We start from the raw sequence: 17,278 nt of genomic DNA, 5'->3' as shown, positions 1-17,278 counted from the left end.
AAAGTTTCGGGAAGTTTACGTTAACTTTTGGTAAAAGCAGTCCCGCTCTTGCTTTGATCGGGTTTAGGTGGCCAAATGGTGTTGCTGTAAGTGTAATAAACCCGCCATTCGCTGTAGTCCCGATTTTTCATCGGGACTACAGCGAATGGCGGGGCTAGCGGAACCGAAGCACCACAAACCCTGCTTTACAAAATAAGAAGGCTATTATATTAAATTTTTAATTAGTGTCAGATGGCAACATCTGACACCACTGCTTCTTCTAGACCTAGAATCACAAGCAAATTTCTCCGTGTTGATCTGTGCATCTGTGGCTAGCTTTTTTTATCTTCCCCGGCCTTCGTCCCATTTATTACGCTCGTCTTGCAGCTCACGGGCAAGTTTCATTTCTTTATCTTTTGCCTTTACCTTATGCGCCTGAAACTCATCGGCCACTTCCTGATAGAGTTCTGTTCTGTATTTTGCTTCATGCCTTAATTTGCCTGATTGAAAAATAACAAAGGCCAGGCCTATAGCCAATACAATAATAATGGCCCAAACAATGGTATTGTAGGTGCCTTTATCGAAAGAAATTCCTAAAAATTTAATATCGTTAACTGCGGCAGTAGCATTGGCCAAAGAGCTTTCCTTCCCGGTTACTTCGCCCTTTAAGCTCGAAATATTACCTGCCTGCGCTTTAATCTCCTGCCGCGCTTCCTGCAGTTGTTTGCGTTCTTTTTTCAATGTATCCGTAACACTTTTCCATAAAGCCGATAACCGTGTTGGATTAATCAGCCTTGCGCCATACAAGCTTTTAGATTTCGATAACATGAAGTTGTACTGTCCGTTTAAAGAGGGATCAGTATTCTTTGTGGTGTCTTGTTTTGTTTGTGCAAATGCGAAATTTACAAATAGCAAAGCGGCTAAAAACAATAGGGTGTGTTTAATTTTTTGCATAGTTTAATATAGGTATTAGATTGTAAAACTACATTTTTATCCATTTCCTGCTTAATCTATTTTAATTAAGCTTTGATTAAAATAGATAAAATTGCTTTTGGTTTAACCTCTAAATAACAATTTTATCTAAGTTTTATTATAAAATAATTTATGATAGGTTACATTTGTTGCATGCAAATAGGAATTATTGGTTTAGGCGATATGGGTAAATTATATGCGCTATCGTTTGTAAATGCTGGTTATAAGGTATGTGGGGCAGACATGCCTTTGCGTTTTACCGATTTAAAAAATGAACTGGAACCTAAAGGAATAGAAGTTTTGATTGACGGGCATGAGGTTGCACGAAAATCAGACTTTATTATCTATTGCGTTGAAGCGGAAAAAATTGACGAGGTAGTTGCTGTTTTTGCACGGTCGACAAAATATGGCGCCATAGTTGCCGGACAAACCTCTGTTAAACACCCGGAGATTGCCGCTTTTGAAAAACACCTTCCGGAAGATACCCAGATTGTAACCTGTCACTCTTTGCATGGACCAGCTTTTAGTCCCGAAGGGCAAACGCTGGTGGTAGTGCGCCACCGTGCAACCGATGCTGTTTATGCACAGGCATTGGAAATCTATAAATCTTTAAAATCAAACATTATTGAAATGGACGATTACAGGGAGCACGACCGTATTGTGGCCGATACGCAGGCGGTAACGCACATGGGTTTCGAAAGTATGGGCTCTGCATGGAAAAATGCAGGTTTCTTCCCCTGGGATAACCCTGCCTATGCCGGAGGGATCGATAATGTAAAGATTTTAACCACACTGAGGATTTTTAGCTATAAATCGCACATTTATGCCGGTTTGGCCATTCTAAATCCTTATGCACAAAAACAGGTAAAATATTATGCACAGGCAGAATCAGAATTATTTAAACTGATGATCTGTGAAAATGAAACCGAATTTAGGGAAAAGATTTATGCGGCCCGCGATTTCGTTTTTCACGAAAGTCGGGCACTTTTACTGTTAGACGATAACATCATGAAAGAATTCAGCCTGTCGGATGCCAGCCATAAACAAAAGCCTAATTCGCATTTAAGTTTGTTGAGCATGGTATACGCCTGGTATAAAATGGGCGTAAATCCTTACGATAACCTGATCTGCCAAACTCCACCTTTTAAATTAAGGTTGGGCATTGCCGAGTATCTTTTCAAAAATGAGGCGATGTTAGAAGAGTCAATCCATACTGCTTTATACGATAAATCAATCCGTGGCGATGATTTGGAATTCCATACCGCAGTGCACGAATGGGCCTCGATTATTGGATATGGCGATTTAAAAGGTTACAAAGCACATTTTGAAGCTGCAAAATCATTTTTCGCCAACCGTTTAAACGATGGAAGGGATTTAAGCGCGGAAATGATCAAGAGGTTGGGCAAATAGGTATTTAAGATGAAAACCATTTTAAATAAACCTGAACTGGTTTCGCTATTGCAGCAACAATTAAAGGATATTGAAATACTTTGTGGAGAATATGAACAGGGAAATGAAGCCGTTATACGATCAATTGCGGAGAAAATAGTGCCGGTTTTTCACAACACTGATCACTCGAAAGCGTTGATGAGCCAGCTTAAACTCCATCACTTTGATCTATACTGTAGTTCGGAAATGTATAATCCCAAAAGTCTCACCAATTTTATCGGTTTATTAAAACTGGAGCATAAAGCAGGAAAGGGTTGGAACTATTCTGCGAAATTGGACGTTTCGGAGTTGAAAAAAGTGTTGCAAGAGAACTGGTGGGTTAATAAAAAAGTGATTATTGACTCGGATGGCACTGCTTTTACAAGAGGCAAAATAGTTAAATCATTGGCTGGTGCCGAACATTTGCTATTAAACACTTCAGGCTGGACAATAAAGAATGCCGAAGGCGCTAAATCAACCATTAACCCGATACCGGAAACGGTGCGGCAAATTGCTTTTGAGCTGTTGGAAAGTTTCCGGAATGTTGATTTGAATAAAGAAAGTAAGCTTTATTATAAATCTTAATTAAGCTCAACAAAAAATTGACAATAAACATCTCAAAAATAAAACAATTCTGCCTTTTATTTTTTAACTTTATTATTATGATCACTTTAACTGTGAATATCGACAATAAGAAATCAGAAAAAGCTGTTAAGGCTGTTTTAGATGCTTTAGGCTTAATTTATAATGTTGATAAGCCTCAATCCCTGGAGCAATATAATGCCGATCTTGAAGAAGGAAATGCCGAAATAGAAAATGGAAATTTTATTTCCGCAGATCAGTTGAAAGCCGAAGCCACTAAATGGTAGTTGTTTGGAGTTATAGAGCAAGATTAGAACTAAAAAAGTTTTTGATTACATTCTTTAGACTCTTTAAAATATGCAGTATTGGTCAGGGATGAAATTATTGATTTGACAATAGCGCTCGATAAGCATCCTGAAAAATATGGTTTGGATAAATATAAAATAAATAACGATGGCAGTTGGCGGGCCTTTGAAAAATACCGTTACCGCATATCATATAAAATTACCCCAAATCAAATCCGCATAGTCCGGTTACGTCATACCAGTAAATCTCCTTTGCATTATTAGTATCTCCTGTACCGCCGTCTATTTTCCATCTCCCATCTTACATTATCCATATAACATATAGACTTTATTTTATTCCCTAAATCCTTCGTTTAGCCAAAAACTGTACATTATATTTGCCCGCATGTCGGTTTTGCTGTTTACCATTATCGTTTTATTAGGCGCCTTTTTAGCCGGATTATTGGGTTCGCTTACCGGTTTAGGCGGAGGGGTAATTATTATCCCCTTGCTCACCCTGGCTTTAGGTGTCGATATCCATTATGCCATTGGCGCATCCATTGTTTCGGTAATTGCTACTTCTTCGGGTTCGGCTGCTGCTTATGTAAAAGAAGGCATCACCAATATCCGGATCGGGATGTTTTTAGAAATCGCCACCACAATAGGGGCGGTTTGCGGAGCCATTGTAGCGGTTTACCTTAATGCAAATTATATCGCCATTCTTTTTGGCTGTATCCTGATTTTTTCTGCCATCATGACGTTGAAGAAGAAGGTAGATCACACCACTTTGGATAATACCGATAAATGGGCTAAATTTTTTAAACTGAACGGATCTTTCCCCGATAAAGGTACAGATCATGCTTATGCTGTAAAACATGTTCCGGGTGGATTTTTAATGATGTTATTTGCAGGCACGCTATCCGGCCTACTGGGCATTGGGAGTGGAGCCTTAAAAGTAATCGCCATGGATAACATTATGCGTTTACCATTTAAGGTATCAACCACCACCAGCAATTTTATGATGGGGGTTACCGCTGCTGCAAGTGCAGTGGTTTATTTACATCGCGGACAAATTGATCCTGGTATTGCCATGCCAGTTTGTATTGGTGTTTTAACGGGCGCTTCTTTAGGCTCGAAAGTTTTATTAAAAACAAAAACCGATAAACTGAAAATTGTATTTGCTGTAGTGGTTGCCTTTTTAGCCCTGCAGATGATTTATAAAGGAATAAGCGGATTATAATGGATACAGCAAAAAAAGAAAATCTGAACGATAAAGATATCCAGGTAATTTTGGGTACACTTTTGCGTGCAGGTGTAATCATTTCGATGACCATTGTATTAATCGGTGGAGCCATTTTTCTTATCCATAATAAAGGGGCTGTTACCAACTATAAAGTTTTTAAGCCCGAGCTCAATAAGTTTTCTTCCATAGCAGCAATATTTAAAGGCGTATTAACCTTTCAGGGCGATGCCATTGTTCAATTTGGCATCCTGATGCTTATTTTTACACCGATTGCACGTATTGTTTTCGCTATTTTTAGCTTTTTAATAGAGCGCGATTACCTTTATGTACTGATTGGAATCATCATTTTAACCATCATAACCATCAGTTTAAATGGTGGTTTAGCACATTAACATCTCTTTTTTAGTTAAATCCCATCATATCAGCAATTTATTTGAAAAAATATTTCGCTAACTATTTGAAAATTAATATTTCTTGCCTATCTTTGCCGTCCCTTTCGGGGGATGTACAACCACCTTGAACGAAGCCCTACTGCTTCGATGGGTGTTAAAATTAAAAGATAAAATGTCAGGAATTATTGGAAAAAAAGTAGGAATGACCAGTATCTTTGATGCCGAAGGAAGAAACATTCCTTGTACGGTAATCGAGGCTGGACCTTGTGTAGTTACACAGGTAAAAACCGAAGAAGTAGATGGTTATTCATCAATCCAGTTGGGTTACGATGAGAAAAAAGAGAAAAACACAACTCAACCATTGAAAGGCCATTTCGCGAAAGCAAACACAACTCCGAAACGCAAGCTGGTAGAATTTGATTCATTTACAACTTCACTTAATTTAGGTGATGTGGTAACTGTTGATTCATTCGCAGAAGGCGATTTTGTTGATGTTGTAGGTACCTCAAAAGGTAAAGGTTTTCAAGGTGTTGTAAAACGCCACGGATTCGCCGGTGTTGGTATGCAGACTCACGGTCAGCATAACCGTTTACGTGCCCCAGGTTCATTGGGAGCGTCATCTTTCCCTTCACGTGTATTCAAAGGAATGCGCATGGCAGGAAGAACAGGTGGAGACAGAGTAAAAATTCAAAACTTACAGGTTTTGAAAGTTTATGCTGATCAAAACTTATTAGTAGTTAGTGGTTCCATTCCAGGAGCTAAAGGTTCTTACGTAATCTTAGACAAGTAATCAGATGGAAGTTAAAGTATTAAACATTTCAGGTAAAGAAACAGGTGCCAAGGTGCAACTTCCTGAATCGGTATTTGGTATCGAGCCTAACGACCACGCGATTTATTTAGATGTAAAACAGTATTTGGCTAACCAACGTCAAGGTACTCACAAATCTAAACAACGTAATGAGATTGCAGGTTCTACCCGTAAACTATACAAACAAAAAGGTACAGGTGGTGCAAGAGCTGGTAGCATTAAATCTCCGTTATTTAACGGTGGTGGTCGTGTTTTCGGTCCTCAGCCACGTGATTATAGCTTTAAATTGAATAAGAAATTAAAATCATTAGCACGTAAATCAGCTTTAGCTTATAAAGCAAAAGATAATAGCGTGGTAGTTTTAGAAGATTTCAACTTCGATACAGCTAAAACTAAAAACTATACAAGTTTATTGGCTGCGTTAAACGTAGGTACTCAAAAAACTTTATTGGTTTTACCTGCGCAAAATAATAATATCTATTTATCAAGCAGAAACATTCAGAAAACTAAAGTAATCTCGGCAGCAGATTTAAATACTTATGATGTATTAAACGCTGGTGTACTTGTGTTAACTGCTGATTCTGTTAAAACTTTGGAGGAGGCATTTGCCAAATAATATGGAAATTTTAAAAAAACCAATATTAACCGAAAAAGCTTCAGCTTTAACTGAGAAATCTAACCGTTTCACTTTTAGCGTTAACCACAAGGCTAACAAAATCCAAATCAAAGCTGCTATTGAGAAATTGTACGGTGTAACCATCGTTGCAGTTAACACAATGGTTGTTGATGGAAAAGCTAAATCTCGTTACACTAAAGCAGGTTTTGTATCAGGCCGTAGCCCTAAATACAAAAAAGCAATCGTAACGTTAAAAGACGGCGAAACAATAGATTATTACGCAACCCTTTAATTTAATAATTCATTATAACTATGGGCTTAAGAAAATTTAAACCAGTTACTCCAGGTACCCGCTTCAGAGTTGGTGCTAGTTTTGCGGAGATTACAGCAACCAAGCCCGAAAAATCATTGGTTGTATCATCAAAAAAGTCTGGTGGACGTAACAATACAGGTAAAATGACTATGCGCTACATGGGCGGTGGTCACAAAAAATCATATCGTTTAATCGATTTCAAACGCGATAAATTCGATATTCCTGCAACAGTAGCTACTGTTGAATACGATCCAAACCGTACTGCCCGCATCGCATTATTACACTATGCAGATGGCGAGAAGCGTTATATCATTGCTCCAGAAGGATTGCAAGTTGGTTCGGTATTATTATCGGGCGATAAAGCAGCACCTGAAGTAGGTAACACTTTAACTTTATCGAAGATTCCATTAGGTTCTATCATCCACAACGTGGAGATTCACCCTGGAAAAGGAGCACAATTAGCTCGTAGTGCAGGTGCTTACGCACAATTAGCTGCCCGCGATGGTAAATATGCTACTTTAAAAATGCCTTCAGGCGAAACCCGTTTAATCTTGACTTCTTGTCTTGCTACTATCGGTGCTGTATCTAACTCAGATCACGCAAACGAAGTATTAGGTAAAGCTGGTCGTAAACGTTGGTTGGGCCGTCGTCCGAGAACTAGACCGGTAGCGATGAACCCTGTCGATCACCCAATGGGTGGTGGTGAAGGTAGATCATCAGGTGGTCACCCACGTTCAAGAAACGGTGTGTTAGCTAAAGGCTACAAAACCAGAGAACTTAAAAAATATTCTAATCGTTACATCATAGAGAGAAGGAAGAAATAATGGCTCGTTCGATAAAAAAAGGACCTTATATTGACCATAACGTAGAGAAAAAAGTAAACTCTATGAATGATTCAGGCAAAAAGTCTGTAATCAAAACTTGGTCTCGCAGATCAATGATATCACCAGATTTCGTGAATCATACATTTGCAGTACACAACGGAAATAAATTTATCCCTGTGTACGTAACAGAAAACATGGTTGGTCACAAGTTGGGAGAATTTGCTCCAACCAGAACATTCAGAGGACACGCTGAAAAGAAAAAATAATTAGACAATGGAAGCAATAGCAAAATTAAACAATTGTCCAACCTCACCGCGTAAGATGCGTTTGGTTGTAGATCTTATCAGAGGTGAACGTGTAGAGAAAGCATTAAGCATTTTAAAGTTTACCAATAAAGAAGCAGCAATAAGAGTTGAAAAATTATTATTATCTGCTATCAAAAACTGGGAAGCTAAAAATGAAGGTGCCCGCCCTGAAGAAAATCAACTTTTTGTTAAAACAATTATGGTTGATGGTGGCCGTCAGTTAAAACGCTTACGTCCAGCTCCTCAAGGCCGTGGATATAGAATTCGTAAACGTTCTAACCACGTAACGCTGATTGTAGATAGTAAAAACACAGAAACAACTCAAAACTAATTAGGAAATGGGACAAAAAGCAAATCCAATAGGTGCCAGGTTAGGAATTATCAAAGGATGGGATTCTAACTGGTTCGGTGGCAACAACTACTCCGATAAATTAGTTGAAGATGAGAAAATAAGAAAATACCTTTCTGCCCGTATCGCTAAAGGTGGTGTTGCAAAAGTAGTTATCGAGCGTACGTTAAAACGTATCACTGTAACTATCCACACAGCCCGTCCAGGTATCGTAATCGGTAAAGCAGGAGCTGAGGTTGATAAAATCAAAGAAGAGTTAAAGAAATTGACTAAAAAGGAAATTCAAATTAACATCTTCGAAATTAAACGCCCGGAACTTGATGCACAATTAGTTGCAGAAGGTGTTGCAAAACAATTAGAAGCAAGGATCTCATTCCGTAGAGCAATGAAATCTTCTATCGCATCAACCATGCGTATGGGTGCTGAAGGTATCAAAATCATGACTTCTGGTCGTTTAGGTGGTGCTGAGATGGCACGTACCGAGCAGTACAAAGAAGGAAGAGTGCCTTTGCATACATTCCGTGCTGATATCGACTATGCTTTAGCTGAAGCCTTAACTACTTATGGTAAAATAGGTGTTAAAGTTTGGATCTGTAAAGGTGAAGTTTATGGAAAACGTGATTTGTCTCCAAACATTGGTGCAACAAACAACGGTCCAAAAGGCGCATCAGATAAACCAGCTTTCGGCGGCAGAGATAACAGAGGTGGTGGAAGAGATAACCGTGGCGGTGGTAACGACAGACGTGGTGGAAACCAAGGTGGTGGTCGTGGTCCAGGTCAAGGTGGTCCCGGAGCAAATAGAGGTGGTGGCGCAGGCGCTAACAGAGGTCCTCGTAAATAATTGATTTATTAACATCGTTTAACGATTAGAACAAAATAAAATGTTACAGCCAAAAAGAACGAAGTTCAGGAAGATGCAAAAAGGCAGAATGAAGGGTTTAGCTTCTCGTGGAGCTGAATTAGCATTCGGATCTTTCGGTATCAAATCTCTAGAAGCTACTTGGATCACAAGTCGTCAGATAGAGGCTGCCCGTATTGCCGTAACTCGTTTCATGAAACGTGAAGGGCAAGTATGGATCAGGATATTCCCGGACAAACCAGTAACTAAAAAACCTGCTGAAGTACGTATGGGTAAAGGTAAAGGTGCTCCTGAGTATTGGGTAGCAGTTGTAAGACCAGGACGTGTAATTTTCGAAGCTGAAGGTGTGCCTTTAGAAGTTGCTAAAGAAGCATTACGTTTAGCCGCACAAAAATTACCAATCCAAACCAAATTCGTAGTACGTAGAGATTACGTAGAAGCATAGTAAAGGTGTTGAGATGAATGTTGTAAATACTTGTTTATTATAACCGCTACACTCAACGTAAAAGAAAAAGAAAAATGAAAAATTCAGAAATCACAGGGCTTTCAAAAGAAGAATTAGTAGCTAAGATTGCGGAAGAAAAAGAGAACTTATCAAAATTAAAGTTCGCTCATACTATTTCAGCTATCGAAAATCCTTCGCGCATTGCAAAAGTAAGGAAAGACATAGCCCGTTTAAACACTGAGTTGACTAAAGTGAAAAACACTGAGTCAGCTACTGAAACTAAATAATTCGAGAGTCATGGAAAGACAATTAAGAAAAACAAGAACGGGGTTAGTGGTAAGCAACAAGATGGATAAATCTGTTGTAGTGAGCGTTGAGCGTAAAGTAAAACACCCGATTTATGGTAAGTTCGTAAAGAAAACTACCAAATTTATGGCTCACGACGAGAAAAACGAATGCGGTATCGGTGATACAGTATTGATTATGGAAACTCGTCCTTTGAGTAAAAACAAGAACTGGAGATTGGTACAAATTTTAGAAAGAGCTAAATAAGATGGTACAACAGGAATCGAGATTAAACGTTGCTGATAACAGCGGCGCAAAAGAAGTATTGGTAATTCGCGTGCTAGGTGGAACCGGCAAACGTTATGCTTCAATTGGTGATAAAGTAGTTGTTACCGTAAAAAGCGCGTTACCTTCAGGTAACATTAAAAAAGGTACAGTTTCTAAAGCAGTTGTTGTAAGAACTAAAAAAGAAATCCGTCGTAAAGATGGTTCTTATATCCGTTTTGACGATAATGCAGCTGTATTATTGAACGCACAGGATGAGCCAAGAGGTACACGTATCTTTGGCCCGGTTGCGAGAGAACTACGTGAAAAACAATTCATGAAAATTGTATCATTAGCACCGGAGGTATTATAAAATGGGAAACAAAGTAAATACACCATCAAAACTTAAAATCCGCACAGGAGATTTAGTTAAAGTAATTGCTGGCGATTCAAAAGGTCAACAAGGAAAAGTACTTTCAGTACAAATAGATAAAAACAGAGCCATTGTAGAAGGCGTTAACTTAGTATCTAAACATACTAAACCAAATGCTGCAAATCCTAACGGTGGTATTATTAAAAAAGAAGCTGCTCTTCACATTTCTAACTTGATGTTGGTTGATCCAAAATCTGGTAAAGCTACCCGCGTAGGTCGTAAACTTAACGCAGATGGTAAATTAGTTAGAGTTGCTAAAATTTCAGGAGAGGAGATTAAATAATGGCTACACCAAGATTAAAAAGCAAATACAAAGAAGAAGTTGTAAATGCACTAAAAGAGAAATTTCAGTACAAAACTGTAATGCAGGTTCCTAAATTGGAAAAAATCTGTATCAATCAGGGTGTTGGTCGTTTTTCTGTTACTGATAAAAAGATTATGGATACCACTATCGTTGAGTTGACTACCATTACTGGTCAGCAAGCGGTTCCGGCTAACTCTAAGAAAGATATCTCTAACTTTAAATTACGTAAAGGTATGCCAGTAGGTGTACGTGTTACTTTACGCGATAACAACATGTACGAGTTCTTAGATCGTTTGATCTCTGTAGCTTTGCCACGTATCCGTGATTTCAAAGGTATTAACGATAAAGGTTTTGATGGAAAAGGTAACTATACATTAGGTGTTACTGAACAAATCATCTTCCCAGAGATTAATATAGATAAAATCAATAAAATTTTAGGGATGGATATAACTTTCGTAACTTCGGCAAAATCTGACGTTGAGGCTCTTGAGTTATTGAAACAATTCGGATTACCATTTAAAAATCAAAAAACAGCAGAATAATGGCAAAAGAAGGTGTAAAAGCACGCGAAGTTAAGCGCCAAAAATTGGTAGCTAGATACGCTGAAAAACGTGCAGTATTAAAAGCTGCAGGAGATTTCGAGGGTTTAGATAAATTACCTAAAAACTCATCTCCGGTACGTTTACACAACCGTTGTAAATTAACTGGTCGCCCACGCGGATATATGCGTACCTTTGGTATCTCAAGGGTAACGTTCCGCCAGATGGCACTAGACGGTAAAATACCAGGTGTTAAAAAAGCATCTTGGTAATATAGAATAGTATTAAAGTACTGTAGTATCAAGTATCAAGACCAAATTGTGTCTCGATACTTGATACTTATTTATGTCTTTATACTAAAAAAGAATTTTAACCGATAGCAGGTCCCACAGCTGGGTAGCAGAAGGAAACCACTATCAAAAACAATAAAAAATGAATACAGATCCAATAGCAGATTATTTAACAAGAGTAAGGAATGCCATTAAGGCCAACCACCGTGTTGTAGAAATTCCTGCATCAAACCTTAAAAAAGAAATTACAAAAGTTCTTTTCGACAAAGGTTACATCGCGAACTACAAGTTTGAAGATACTACAGTTCAAGGCATCATTAAAATCGCTTTGAAATACAATCCGATTACTAAAGTTCCTGCTATTCGTACATTAGTGCGAGTAAGTAAACCAGGTTTGAGAAACTATGCTGGTGTTGAAAATATGCCAAGAGTATTAAACGGTTTAGGTATCGCAATCTTATCTACTTCTAAAGGTGTAATGACCGATAAAGAAGCAGCCAAATTAAATATTGGTGGTGAGGTATTGTGTCACGTTTATTAATATTAGGAGAACAGCACAATGTCAAGAATAGGAAAAGCCCCAATTACAATCCCTGCAGGTGTTACAATTACCGTATCAAAAGATAACGTAGTAAGCGTAAAAGGTCCTAAAGGCGAATTAACACAAGCAGTTGATACAGATATCACTGTAAGTCAGGAAGACGGAATTTTAACAGTTCAACGTCCTTCAGAACAAAAGAAACACAAAGCATTACACGGTTTATATCGCTCATTGCTTAATAACATGGTTATTGGTGTTACAGAAGGTTATAAATTAACTCAAGAATTAGTAGGTGTTGGTTACCGTGCTACAAACACAGGTAATACATTAGATCTGGTTTTAGGTTATTCTCACCATTATGTATTCCAGTTACCAGAAGAGATTAAAGTAACTACATCTTCAGAGAAAGGTCAGACTCCTAAAATTATTTTGGAAAGTATTGACAAACAATTGATCGGTCAGGTAGCAGCGAAAATCCGTTCGTTACGTGCACCAGAGCCATATAAAGGTAAAGGTATCAAGTTTGTAGGTGAAGTGTTAAGAAGAAAAGCAGGTAAATCAGCATCTAAAAAATAGTAATCATGGCAGGTAAAAAATTATCAAGAAGAGATCGTATTAAAAAAGGGATCAGAAAAAGACTTACCGGTTCGGAAGAACGTCCAAGGTTATCTGTATATAGAAGCAATAAAGGGATTTATGCGCAGGTAATTAACGATGTAACCGGTACAACAATAGCATCAGCATCATCATTATCGAAAGATTTTTCTGGTACTGGAAACAAGAGCGACCAATCAGTTGCAGTAGGCAAATTAGTTGCCGAAAAAGCAATCGCTGCAGGTGTTAAAGAAGTTGTTTTCGATAGAAACGGCTATTTATACCACGGTCGTGTAAAATCGTTGGCAGAGGGTGCCCGCGAAGCTGGTTTAGTATTTTAATCTGAAGAAAAAGTAAGATGTCAACTATTAATATAAAAAGAGTAAAAACCACCGATATCGAATTAAAGGATCGTTTGGTTAGTATACAACGTGTTGCCAAAGTAACCAAAGGTGGCCGTACTTTCAGCTTCTCAGCAATTGTTGTTGTAGGTGATGAAAACGGTGTTGTTGGTTTCGGTTTAGGTAAAGCGAAAGAGGTAACTGAAGCAATTGCAAAAGGTGTGGATGATGCTAAAAAGAACTTGGTAAAAGTTCCAATTTTAAACGGTACTGTTCCTCACGAGCAAATCGGTAAATTCTCAGGTGGTTTTGTATTGATCAAACCAGCTGCAGTAGGTACCGGAGTAATTGCTGGTGGTGCAATGCGTGCTGTATTAGAGAGTGCTGGCGTGCATAACGTATTGGCAAAATCTAAAGGATCATCTAACCCACACAACGTGGTAAAAGCAACTGTTGATGCGTTAACTAAAATGCGCGATGCTTATACAGTAGCTCAAACCCGTGGTATTGATTTAAACAAAGTATTTAACGGATAATATCATGGCTAAGATCAAAATAACACAAGTAAAAAGCGTTATCGACAGAAGCGAGCGCCAAAAAAGAACCGTTCAGGCTTTGGGTTTATCAAAAATGAACCAAAGTGTTGAGGTTGAAGCTACACCACAAATTATCGGTATGGTTCGCAAAGTGAACCACTTGGTAGCAATCGAAGCAATTTAATAAAAGTTTTAAAGGTAATATTGGATAAAACCGGTATTACCTTTATATATGTTTAATCGTTGTACCTGTTTAGTGAAAGCGAAGGGCAACACAAATTCAAAAAAATGAATTTAAGTAATTTAAAACCTGCAGTAGGTTCTACAAAAAACAGCAAAAGAATTGGTCGTGGTACAGGTTCTGGTCGTGGCGGTACTTCAACCCGTGGTCACAAAGGTGCGGGTTCTCGTTCAGGTCACAAAACCAAAATCGGTTTTGAAGGTGGTCAAATGCCTTTACAACGTCGTGTGCCTAAAGTTGGTTTCAAACCAATCAACCGTACTGAGTATGTTGGTGTAAACTTAGATGTTTTACAAGCTTTAGCTGAAAAACACAGCTTAACAACTATCGATTTCGCTGCTTTACAAGCACATGGTTTAGCTTCTAAAAACGACTTAGTTAAAATTTTAGGTCGTGGTGAAGTTAAAGCAAAGCTAGAAATTACAGCACATGCGTTCTCTGCAACCGCACAAAAAGCTATTGAAGCTGCAGGTGGTTCTATTGTAAAATTGTAATTATTAAATGAAGAAGCTATTTACTACTTTAAGTAATATCTGGAAAATTCAGGAATTAAAAGAGCGTATATTGTTTACGCTCTTAATTCTTTTGGTATACCGTTTCGTATCTCACGTGGTTTTACCAGGTGTGGATCCAACTGCTTTAGGCAATAACGAAAAATCAGGACTTTTAGGCTTACTGGATATGTTTGCCGGAGGATCTTTTTCTCGTGTGTCTATTTTAGCATTGGGGGTAATGCCTTATATCTCTGCGTCTATCGTGGTGCAACTATTGGGTATTGCTGTTCCTTCTTTCCAAAAAATGCAGAAAGAGGGCGAAAGTGGTAGAAAGAAAATGAACCAGATTACCCGTTACCTAACGGTAGCGATCACAATCGTTCAATCTGTTGGTTACGTTAAAACGCAGGTTCCTGCAGAAGCTATTTTATTACCGAACACTTTATTCTTAGTACTATCTACGTTTGTATTAACGGCAGGTACATTATTTGTAATGTGGTTGGGTGAAAAAATTACTGATAAAGGTATTGGTAACGGTACATCACTAATCATTATGGTTGGTATTATTGCCCGTTTACCAGTTGCAATTTCTCAGGAGTTTAGTGCCCGTGTAGGTTCTGCCAGTGAAGGTGGAGGCCCGGTTGCTTTGGTTTTAGAGATCGTTGCATTATTTGCTGTGGTAATGTTTACCATTTTAATTGTTCAAGGTGTACGTAAAGTACCTGTACAATACGCTAAGAAAATTGTTGGTAACCGCCAGTTTGGTGGTGTACGTCAGTACATTCCTTTAAAAGTGAATGCTGCTGGTGTAATGCCGATCATTTTTGCTCAGGCGTTAATGTTCATTCCAGGTGCTTTAATGCAGTTTGTTCCTTCTTTACAAGGTTCTTGGTTAATCCAGTTCAGTAACACAACTTCGTTGGCTTATAGCTTAACGTTCGCTATTTTAATTATTGCATTTACTTTCTTCTATACTGCCATTACAGTTAATCCAACTCAAATGAGCGATGATATGAAGAAAAACGGCGGTTTTATCCCAGGTGTTAAACCGGGTTTTGCAACATCAACTTTTATTGATGATGTAATTTCTAAAATCACTTTCCCAGGTGCGGTATTCTTAGCGATCATTGCTATACTTCCTTCATTAGCGGTTAAATTTGGTATTAAACAGGAATTTGCACACTTCTTCGGTGGTACTTCTTTATTGATTTTGGTTGGTGTTGTATTGGATACTTTACAACAGATCGAAAGTTACTTATTGATGCGCCATTACGATGGTTTAATGAAAACGGGTAGGGTTACAGGCAGAACAGGTGTTCCTGCTGCAAGTAGCAACGCAGCGTTGTAGTGTAAAGAATGTCTAAAATCTATTACAAATCTCTTGAGGAGATCGAGTTAATAAGAGAAAGTTCCATGCTTGTTTCGAAAACTTTGGCCGAAGTGGCTAAAGTGATAAAGGCAGGCATGACTACTATCCAATTAGATAAACTGGCTTACGAGTTTATTAGTGACAATGGAGCAATCCCGGCATTTTTAAACTATAATGGTTTCCCTTATTCATTATGTATTTCGCCAAATGAGCAGGTTGTTCATGGTTTTCCAAGCGAGTATGTAATTAAAGAAGGAGATCTGATTTCAGTTGATTGTGGCGTAATCAAGAACAACTATTTTGGCGATTCGGCTTATACTTTCTCCATCGGGGAAATTGATGCTGAAAAACAGAAACTGGTTGAGGTTACCAAACGTTGTCTGGAATTGGGTATCGAGAAAGCTGTTGCCGGTATGCGTATTGGTGATGTTGGTTTCGCTGTTCAGCACCATGCAGAAACTAATGGATTTGGTGTAGTAAGAGAACTTGTAGGACATGGTGTTGGGGTAAAGCTTCATGAGAAACCAGAAGTTCCAAATTATGGAAAACGTGGCGCAGGACCAAAACTTGAAGAAGGAATGGTAATTGCGATAGAACCCATGATTAATGCAGGCGTAGCCGGTGTTAAATTCCATAAAGATGGATGGACAGTAACCAGTAAAGACAATAAGCCATCGGCACATTTTGAGCACACAGTAGCCGTAAAAAAGGGCAAAGCAGAGGTTTTATCAACGTTTTCTATTATAGAAGAAGTTTTACAACAAAAAAAATAAATAATTAAAATTTTTTATTTAATTTTGCAACCCTGTTTAGAAGCAGCTAATTAAGTAACAATCAATAAAATATGGCTAAACAAGCCTCAATTGAACAAGACGGAGTAATAAGAGAAGCATTATCTAATGCGATGTTCAGGGTAGAACTCGAGAACGGGCATGAAATTATTGCTCACATTTCAGGTAAGATGAGGATGCACTACATCAAAATTCTTCCTGGGGATAAAGTTAAATTGGAAATGTCTCCTTATGATTTAACAAAAGGACGCATTACTTATAGATACAAATAAAATGAAAGTTAGATCATCAATTAAAAAACGTAGCGCTGATTGTAAGATTATTCGCCGTAAAGGTAAACTTTACGTAATCAACAAGAAAAATCCTAAATACAAGCAACGTCAAGGGTAATTAAGAATATTGTAATCAACCGCACAACGGTGGCCCGCCGTTCGGAATTACGTAAAAACATAAACAAATATGGCAAGGATTTCAGGTATTGATTTACCAAGAAACAAAAGAGGAGAGATCGGTTTAACCTACATCTACGGAATTGGCAGAACAACTGCACAACGTATTTTAACTACAGCAGGTATCGATCTTAACAAAAAAGTACAAGACTGGTCTGATGATGAGTTATCAGCAATCCGTACAATGATCAACGATGAGATTAAAGTAGAAGGTGCTTTACGCTCTGAGGTTCAGTTAAACATCAAACGTTTAATGGATATCGGTTGTTACCGCGGTTTACGTCACAGAAAAGGTTTACCTTCTCGTGGTCAGCGTACTAAAAATAACTCACGTACTCGTAAGGGTAAGAGAAAAACAGTTGCTAACAAGAAAAAAGCTACTAAGTAAGAGGTAGATTTGAGATGTTA

32 protein-coding genes are annotated in these 17,278 nt (G+C 38.2%); 31 read left to right on the top strand and 1 reads right to left on the bottom strand.

What is annotated here, in order from left to right:
* Positions 1-321 precede the first annotated feature (321 nt).
* Entirely contained in the window at positions 322-933 is a 612-nt protein-coding gene (locus U859_RS0120770) for a hypothetical protein (RefSeq protein ID WP_025145230.1), read from the bottom strand.
* 171 nt (positions 934-1,104) lie between these two features.
* On the opposite strand from U859_RS0120770, the gene U859_RS0120765 reads away from it, so the two are divergent.
* The 31 genes from U859_RS0120765 to rpsM all read left to right on the top strand — a co-directional run bounded on the left by U859_RS0120765 (position 1,105) and on the right by rpsM (position 17,258).
* On the top strand, positions 1,105-2,361 hold the full coding sequence (locus U859_RS0120765) for a prephenate dehydrogenase (protein WP_025145229.1): 1,257 nt from the start codon (positions 1,105-1,107) through the stop codon (positions 2,359-2,361).
* A 9-nt stretch (positions 2,362-2,370) separates the two neighbouring features.
* Positions 2,371-2,964 (top strand): hypothetical protein, encoded by a 594-nt coding sequence (locus U859_RS0120760; protein WP_025145228.1) that lies wholly within the window; start codon positions 2,371-2,373, stop codon positions 2,962-2,964.
* A 77-nt stretch (positions 2,965-3,041) separates the two neighbouring features.
* Complete coding sequence (locus U859_RS0120755) at positions 3,042-3,248, top strand: hypothetical protein (RefSeq protein ID WP_025145227.1); 207 nt, start codon at positions 3,042-3,044, stop codon at positions 3,246-3,248.
* A 78-nt stretch (positions 3,249-3,326) separates the two neighbouring features.
* The gene (locus tag U859_RS32710; protein WP_025145226.1) at positions 3,327-3,530 is read left to right on the top strand and encodes a type II toxin-antitoxin system RelE/ParE family toxin; all 204 of its coding nucleotides are present in this window, start codon (positions 3,327-3,329) and stop codon (positions 3,528-3,530) included.
* Between the two features lie 121 nt (positions 3,531-3,651).
* Positions 3,652-4,485: a sulfite exporter TauE/SafE family protein gene (locus tag U859_RS0120745; RefSeq protein ID WP_025145225.1), complete on the top strand. Its 834-nt coding sequence runs from the start codon at positions 3,652-3,654 to the stop codon at positions 4,483-4,485.
* Positions 4,485-4,880 (top strand): DUF1634 domain-containing protein, encoded by a 396-nt coding sequence (locus U859_RS0120740; protein ID WP_025145224.1) that lies wholly within the window; start codon positions 4,485-4,487, stop codon positions 4,878-4,880. Before U859_RS0120745 ends, U859_RS0120740 begins: the two co-directional genes overlap by 1 nt.
* A 172-nt stretch (positions 4,881-5,052) precedes the next feature.
* On the top strand, positions 5,053-5,670 hold the full coding sequence (gene rplC / locus U859_RS0120735; protein ID WP_025145223.1) for a 50S ribosomal protein L3: 618 nt from the start codon (positions 5,053-5,055) through the stop codon (positions 5,668-5,670).
* Between the two features lie 4 nt (positions 5,671-5,674).
* Entirely contained in the window at positions 5,675-6,304 is a 630-nt protein-coding gene (gene rplD / locus U859_RS0120730) for a 50S ribosomal protein L4 (RefSeq protein ID WP_025145222.1), read from the top strand.
* Between the two features lies 1 nt (position 6,305).
* Complete coding sequence (gene rplW / locus U859_RS0120725; RefSeq protein ID WP_025145221.1) at positions 6,306-6,596, top strand: 50S ribosomal protein L23; 291 nt, start codon at positions 6,306-6,308, stop codon at positions 6,594-6,596.
* A 20-nt stretch (positions 6,597-6,616) separates the two neighbouring features.
* Positions 6,617-7,441, top strand: coding sequence for a 50S ribosomal protein L2 (gene rplB, locus U859_RS0120720; protein ID WP_025145220.1), 825 nt, complete (start codon positions 6,617-6,619; stop codon positions 7,439-7,441).
* Positions 7,441-7,707: a 30S ribosomal protein S19 gene (rpsS, locus tag U859_RS0120715; RefSeq protein WP_010599906.1), complete on the top strand. Its 267-nt coding sequence runs from the start codon at positions 7,441-7,443 to the stop codon at positions 7,705-7,707. The genes rplB and rpsS overlap by 1 nt, the downstream gene beginning before the upstream one ends.
* A 7-nt stretch (positions 7,708-7,714) precedes the next feature.
* Positions 7,715-8,077 carry a 50S ribosomal protein L22 gene (rplV, locus tag U859_RS0120710; protein WP_025145219.1) on the top strand — a complete coding sequence of 121 codons (363 nt, stop codon included), beginning with the start codon at positions 7,715-7,717 and terminating at the stop codon, positions 8,075-8,077.
* A gap of 7 nt (positions 8,078-8,084) precedes the next feature.
* The gene (gene rpsC, locus U859_RS0120705; RefSeq protein ID WP_025145218.1) at positions 8,085-8,936 is read left to right on the top strand and encodes a 30S ribosomal protein S3; all 852 of its coding nucleotides are present in this window, start codon (positions 8,085-8,087) and stop codon (positions 8,934-8,936) included.
* 40 nt (positions 8,937-8,976) lie between these two features.
* The gene (rplP, locus tag U859_RS0120700) at positions 8,977-9,399 is read left to right on the top strand and encodes a 50S ribosomal protein L16 (RefSeq protein ID WP_010599903.1); all 423 of its coding nucleotides are present in this window, start codon (positions 8,977-8,979) and stop codon (positions 9,397-9,399) included.
* A gap of 74 nt (positions 9,400-9,473) precedes the next feature.
* Entirely contained in the window at positions 9,474-9,686 is a 213-nt protein-coding gene (rpmC, locus tag U859_RS0120695) for a 50S ribosomal protein L29 (RefSeq protein WP_025145217.1), read from the top strand.
* 10 nt (positions 9,687-9,696) lie between these two features.
* Positions 9,697-9,951: a 30S ribosomal protein S17 gene (gene rpsQ, locus U859_RS0120690; RefSeq protein ID WP_010599901.1), complete on the top strand. Its 255-nt coding sequence runs from the start codon at positions 9,697-9,699 to the stop codon at positions 9,949-9,951.
* 1 nt (position 9,952) lies between these two features.
* The gene (gene rplN, locus U859_RS0120685) at positions 9,953-10,321 is read left to right on the top strand and encodes a 50S ribosomal protein L14 (RefSeq protein WP_010599900.1); all 369 of its coding nucleotides are present in this window, start codon (positions 9,953-9,955) and stop codon (positions 10,319-10,321) included.
* Between the two features lies 1 nt (position 10,322).
* On the top strand, positions 10,323-10,664 hold the full coding sequence (rplX, locus tag U859_RS0120680) for a 50S ribosomal protein L24 (protein WP_025145216.1): 342 nt from the start codon (positions 10,323-10,325) through the stop codon (positions 10,662-10,664).
* On the top strand, positions 10,661-11,227 hold the full coding sequence (gene rplE, locus U859_RS0120675; protein WP_086547740.1) for a 50S ribosomal protein L5: 567 nt from the start codon (positions 10,661-10,663) through the stop codon (positions 11,225-11,227). The genes rplX and rplE overlap by 4 nt, the downstream gene beginning before the upstream one ends.
* Positions 11,227-11,496, top strand: a complete 270-nt coding sequence (gene rpsN / locus U859_RS0120670; RefSeq protein WP_025145214.1) for a 30S ribosomal protein S14 — start codon at positions 11,227-11,229, stop codon at positions 11,494-11,496. The genes rplE and rpsN overlap by 1 nt, the downstream gene beginning before the upstream one ends.
* Before the next feature lie 160 nt (positions 11,497-11,656).
* Positions 11,657-12,055, top strand: a complete 399-nt coding sequence (rpsH, locus tag U859_RS0120665; RefSeq protein WP_025145213.1) for a 30S ribosomal protein S8 — start codon at positions 11,657-11,659, stop codon at positions 12,053-12,055.
* 18 nt (positions 12,056-12,073) lie between these two features.
* Positions 12,074-12,631: a 50S ribosomal protein L6 gene (gene rplF, locus U859_RS0120660; protein WP_025145212.1), complete on the top strand. Its 558-nt coding sequence runs from the start codon at positions 12,074-12,076 to the stop codon at positions 12,629-12,631.
* Between the two features lie 5 nt (positions 12,632-12,636).
* Positions 12,637-12,990: a 50S ribosomal protein L18 gene (gene rplR, locus U859_RS0120655; protein WP_025145211.1), complete on the top strand. Its 354-nt coding sequence runs from the start codon at positions 12,637-12,639 to the stop codon at positions 12,988-12,990.
* Between the two features lie 17 nt (positions 12,991-13,007).
* Positions 13,008-13,526 (top strand): 30S ribosomal protein S5, encoded by a 519-nt coding sequence (gene rpsE, locus U859_RS0120650; protein ID WP_010599893.1) that lies wholly within the window; start codon positions 13,008-13,010, stop codon positions 13,524-13,526.
* Positions 13,527-13,530: 4 nt separating this feature from the next.
* On the top strand, positions 13,531-13,710 hold the full coding sequence (gene rpmD, locus U859_RS0120645) for a 50S ribosomal protein L30 (protein ID WP_010599892.1): 180 nt from the start codon (positions 13,531-13,533) through the stop codon (positions 13,708-13,710).
* 104 nt (positions 13,711-13,814) lie between these two features.
* The gene (gene rplO / locus U859_RS0120640) at positions 13,815-14,261 is read left to right on the top strand and encodes a 50S ribosomal protein L15 (RefSeq protein WP_025145210.1); all 447 of its coding nucleotides are present in this window, start codon (positions 13,815-13,817) and stop codon (positions 14,259-14,261) included.
* A gap of 7 nt (positions 14,262-14,268) precedes the next feature.
* Positions 14,269-15,609, top strand: coding sequence for a preprotein translocase subunit SecY (secY, locus tag U859_RS0120635; protein WP_025145209.1), 1,341 nt, complete (start codon positions 14,269-14,271; stop codon positions 15,607-15,609).
* Positions 15,610-15,617: 8 nt separating this feature from the next.
* A complete protein-coding gene (gene map, locus U859_RS0120630; RefSeq protein WP_025145208.1) occupies positions 15,618-16,403 on the top strand; it encodes a type I methionyl aminopeptidase in 786 nt (261 codons plus the stop codon).
* 71 nt (positions 16,404-16,474) lie between these two features.
* Positions 16,475-16,693, top strand: coding sequence for a translation initiation factor IF-1 (infA, locus tag U859_RS0120625; RefSeq protein WP_010599888.1), 219 nt, complete (start codon positions 16,475-16,477; stop codon positions 16,691-16,693).
* A gap of 1 nt (position 16,694) precedes the next feature.
* Positions 16,695-16,811, top strand: a complete 117-nt coding sequence (gene rpmJ, locus U859_RS31680) for a 50S ribosomal protein L36 (RefSeq protein ID WP_010599887.1) — start codon at positions 16,695-16,697, stop codon at positions 16,809-16,811.
* A 69-nt stretch (positions 16,812-16,880) separates the two neighbouring features.
* Positions 16,881-17,258 (top strand): 30S ribosomal protein S13, encoded by a 378-nt coding sequence (gene rpsM / locus U859_RS0120620; protein ID WP_010599886.1) that lies wholly within the window; start codon positions 16,881-16,883, stop codon positions 17,256-17,258.
* Positions 17,259-17,278: the final 20 nt, after the last annotated feature.

Origin of the sequence: Pedobacter jeongneungensis, assembly GCF_000633455.1 — a bacterium.
Lineage (GTDB): Bacteria > Bacteroidota > Bacteroidia > Sphingobacteriales > Sphingobacteriaceae > Pedobacter > Pedobacter jeongneungensis_A.
This window is presented reverse-complemented; position numbering and strand designations above follow the sequence as displayed.

Bases quoted from the DNA above. Each gene is read 5' to 3' on its own strand.
- U859_RS0120770 (WP_025145230.1), bottom strand. From the start codon at position 933: ATGCAAAAAATTAAACACACCCTATTGTTTTTAGCCGCTTTGCTATTT.
- U859_RS0120765 (WP_025145229.1), top strand. From the start codon at position 1,105: ATGCAAATAGGAATTATTGGTTTAGGCGATATGGGTAAATTATATGCG.
- U859_RS0120760 (WP_025145228.1), top strand. From the start codon at position 2,371: ATGAAAACCATTTTAAATAAACCTGAACTGGTTTCGCTATTGCAGCAA.
- U859_RS0120755 (WP_025145227.1), top strand. From the start codon at position 3,042: ATGATCACTTTAACTGTGAATATCGACAATAAGAAATCAGAAAAAGCT.
- U859_RS0120745 (WP_025145225.1), top strand. From the start codon at position 3,652: ATGTCGGTTTTGCTGTTTACCATTATCGTTTTATTAGGCGCCTTTTTA.
- U859_RS0120740 (WP_025145224.1), top strand. From the start codon at position 4,485: ATGGATACAGCAAAAAAAGAAAATCTGAACGATAAAGATATCCAGGTA.
- rplC (WP_025145223.1), top strand. From the start codon at position 5,053: ATGTCAGGAATTATTGGAAAAAAAGTAGGAATGACCAGTATCTTTGAT.
- rplD (WP_025145222.1), top strand. From the start codon at position 5,675: ATGGAAGTTAAAGTATTAAACATTTCAGGTAAAGAAACAGGTGCCAAG.
- rplW (WP_025145221.1), top strand. From the start codon at position 6,306: ATGGAAATTTTAAAAAAACCAATATTAACCGAAAAAGCTTCAGCTTTA.
- rplB (WP_025145220.1), top strand. From the start codon at position 6,617: ATGGGCTTAAGAAAATTTAAACCAGTTACTCCAGGTACCCGCTTCAGA.
- rpsS (WP_010599906.1), top strand. From the start codon at position 7,441: ATGGCTCGTTCGATAAAAAAAGGACCTTATATTGACCATAACGTAGAG.
- rplV (WP_025145219.1), top strand. From the start codon at position 7,715: ATGGAAGCAATAGCAAAATTAAACAATTGTCCAACCTCACCGCGTAAG.
- rpsC (WP_025145218.1), top strand. From the start codon at position 8,085: ATGGGACAAAAAGCAAATCCAATAGGTGCCAGGTTAGGAATTATCAAA.
- rplP (WP_010599903.1), top strand. From the start codon at position 8,977: ATGTTACAGCCAAAAAGAACGAAGTTCAGGAAGATGCAAAAAGGCAGA.
- rpmC (WP_025145217.1), top strand. From the start codon at position 9,474: ATGAAAAATTCAGAAATCACAGGGCTTTCAAAAGAAGAATTAGTAGCT.
- rpsQ (WP_010599901.1), top strand. From the start codon at position 9,697: ATGGAAAGACAATTAAGAAAAACAAGAACGGGGTTAGTGGTAAGCAAC.
- rplN (WP_010599900.1), top strand. From the start codon at position 9,953: ATGGTACAACAGGAATCGAGATTAAACGTTGCTGATAACAGCGGCGCA.
- rplX (WP_025145216.1), top strand. From the start codon at position 10,323: ATGGGAAACAAAGTAAATACACCATCAAAACTTAAAATCCGCACAGGA.
- rpsN (WP_025145214.1), top strand. From the start codon at position 11,227: ATGGCAAAAGAAGGTGTAAAAGCACGCGAAGTTAAGCGCCAAAAATTG.
- rpsH (WP_025145213.1), top strand. From the start codon at position 11,657: ATGAATACAGATCCAATAGCAGATTATTTAACAAGAGTAAGGAATGCC.
- rplF (WP_025145212.1), top strand. From the start codon at position 12,074: ATGTCAAGAATAGGAAAAGCCCCAATTACAATCCCTGCAGGTGTTACA.
- rplR (WP_025145211.1), top strand. From the start codon at position 12,637: ATGGCAGGTAAAAAATTATCAAGAAGAGATCGTATTAAAAAAGGGATC.
- rpsE (WP_010599893.1), top strand. From the start codon at position 13,008: ATGTCAACTATTAATATAAAAAGAGTAAAAACCACCGATATCGAATTA.
- rpmD (WP_010599892.1), top strand. From the start codon at position 13,531: ATGGCTAAGATCAAAATAACACAAGTAAAAAGCGTTATCGACAGAAGC.
- rplO (WP_025145210.1), top strand. From the start codon at position 13,815: ATGAATTTAAGTAATTTAAAACCTGCAGTAGGTTCTACAAAAAACAGC.
- secY (WP_025145209.1), top strand. From the start codon at position 14,269: ATGAAGAAGCTATTTACTACTTTAAGTAATATCTGGAAAATTCAGGAA.
- map (WP_025145208.1), top strand. From the start codon at position 15,618: ATGTCTAAAATCTATTACAAATCTCTTGAGGAGATCGAGTTAATAAGA.
- infA (WP_010599888.1), top strand. From the start codon at position 16,475: ATGGCTAAACAAGCCTCAATTGAACAAGACGGAGTAATAAGAGAAGCA.
- rpmJ (WP_010599887.1), top strand. From the start codon at position 16,695: ATGAAAGTTAGATCATCAATTAAAAAACGTAGCGCTGATTGTAAGATT.
- rpsM (WP_010599886.1), top strand. From the start codon at position 16,881: ATGGCAAGGATTTCAGGTATTGATTTACCAAGAAACAAAAGAGGAGAG.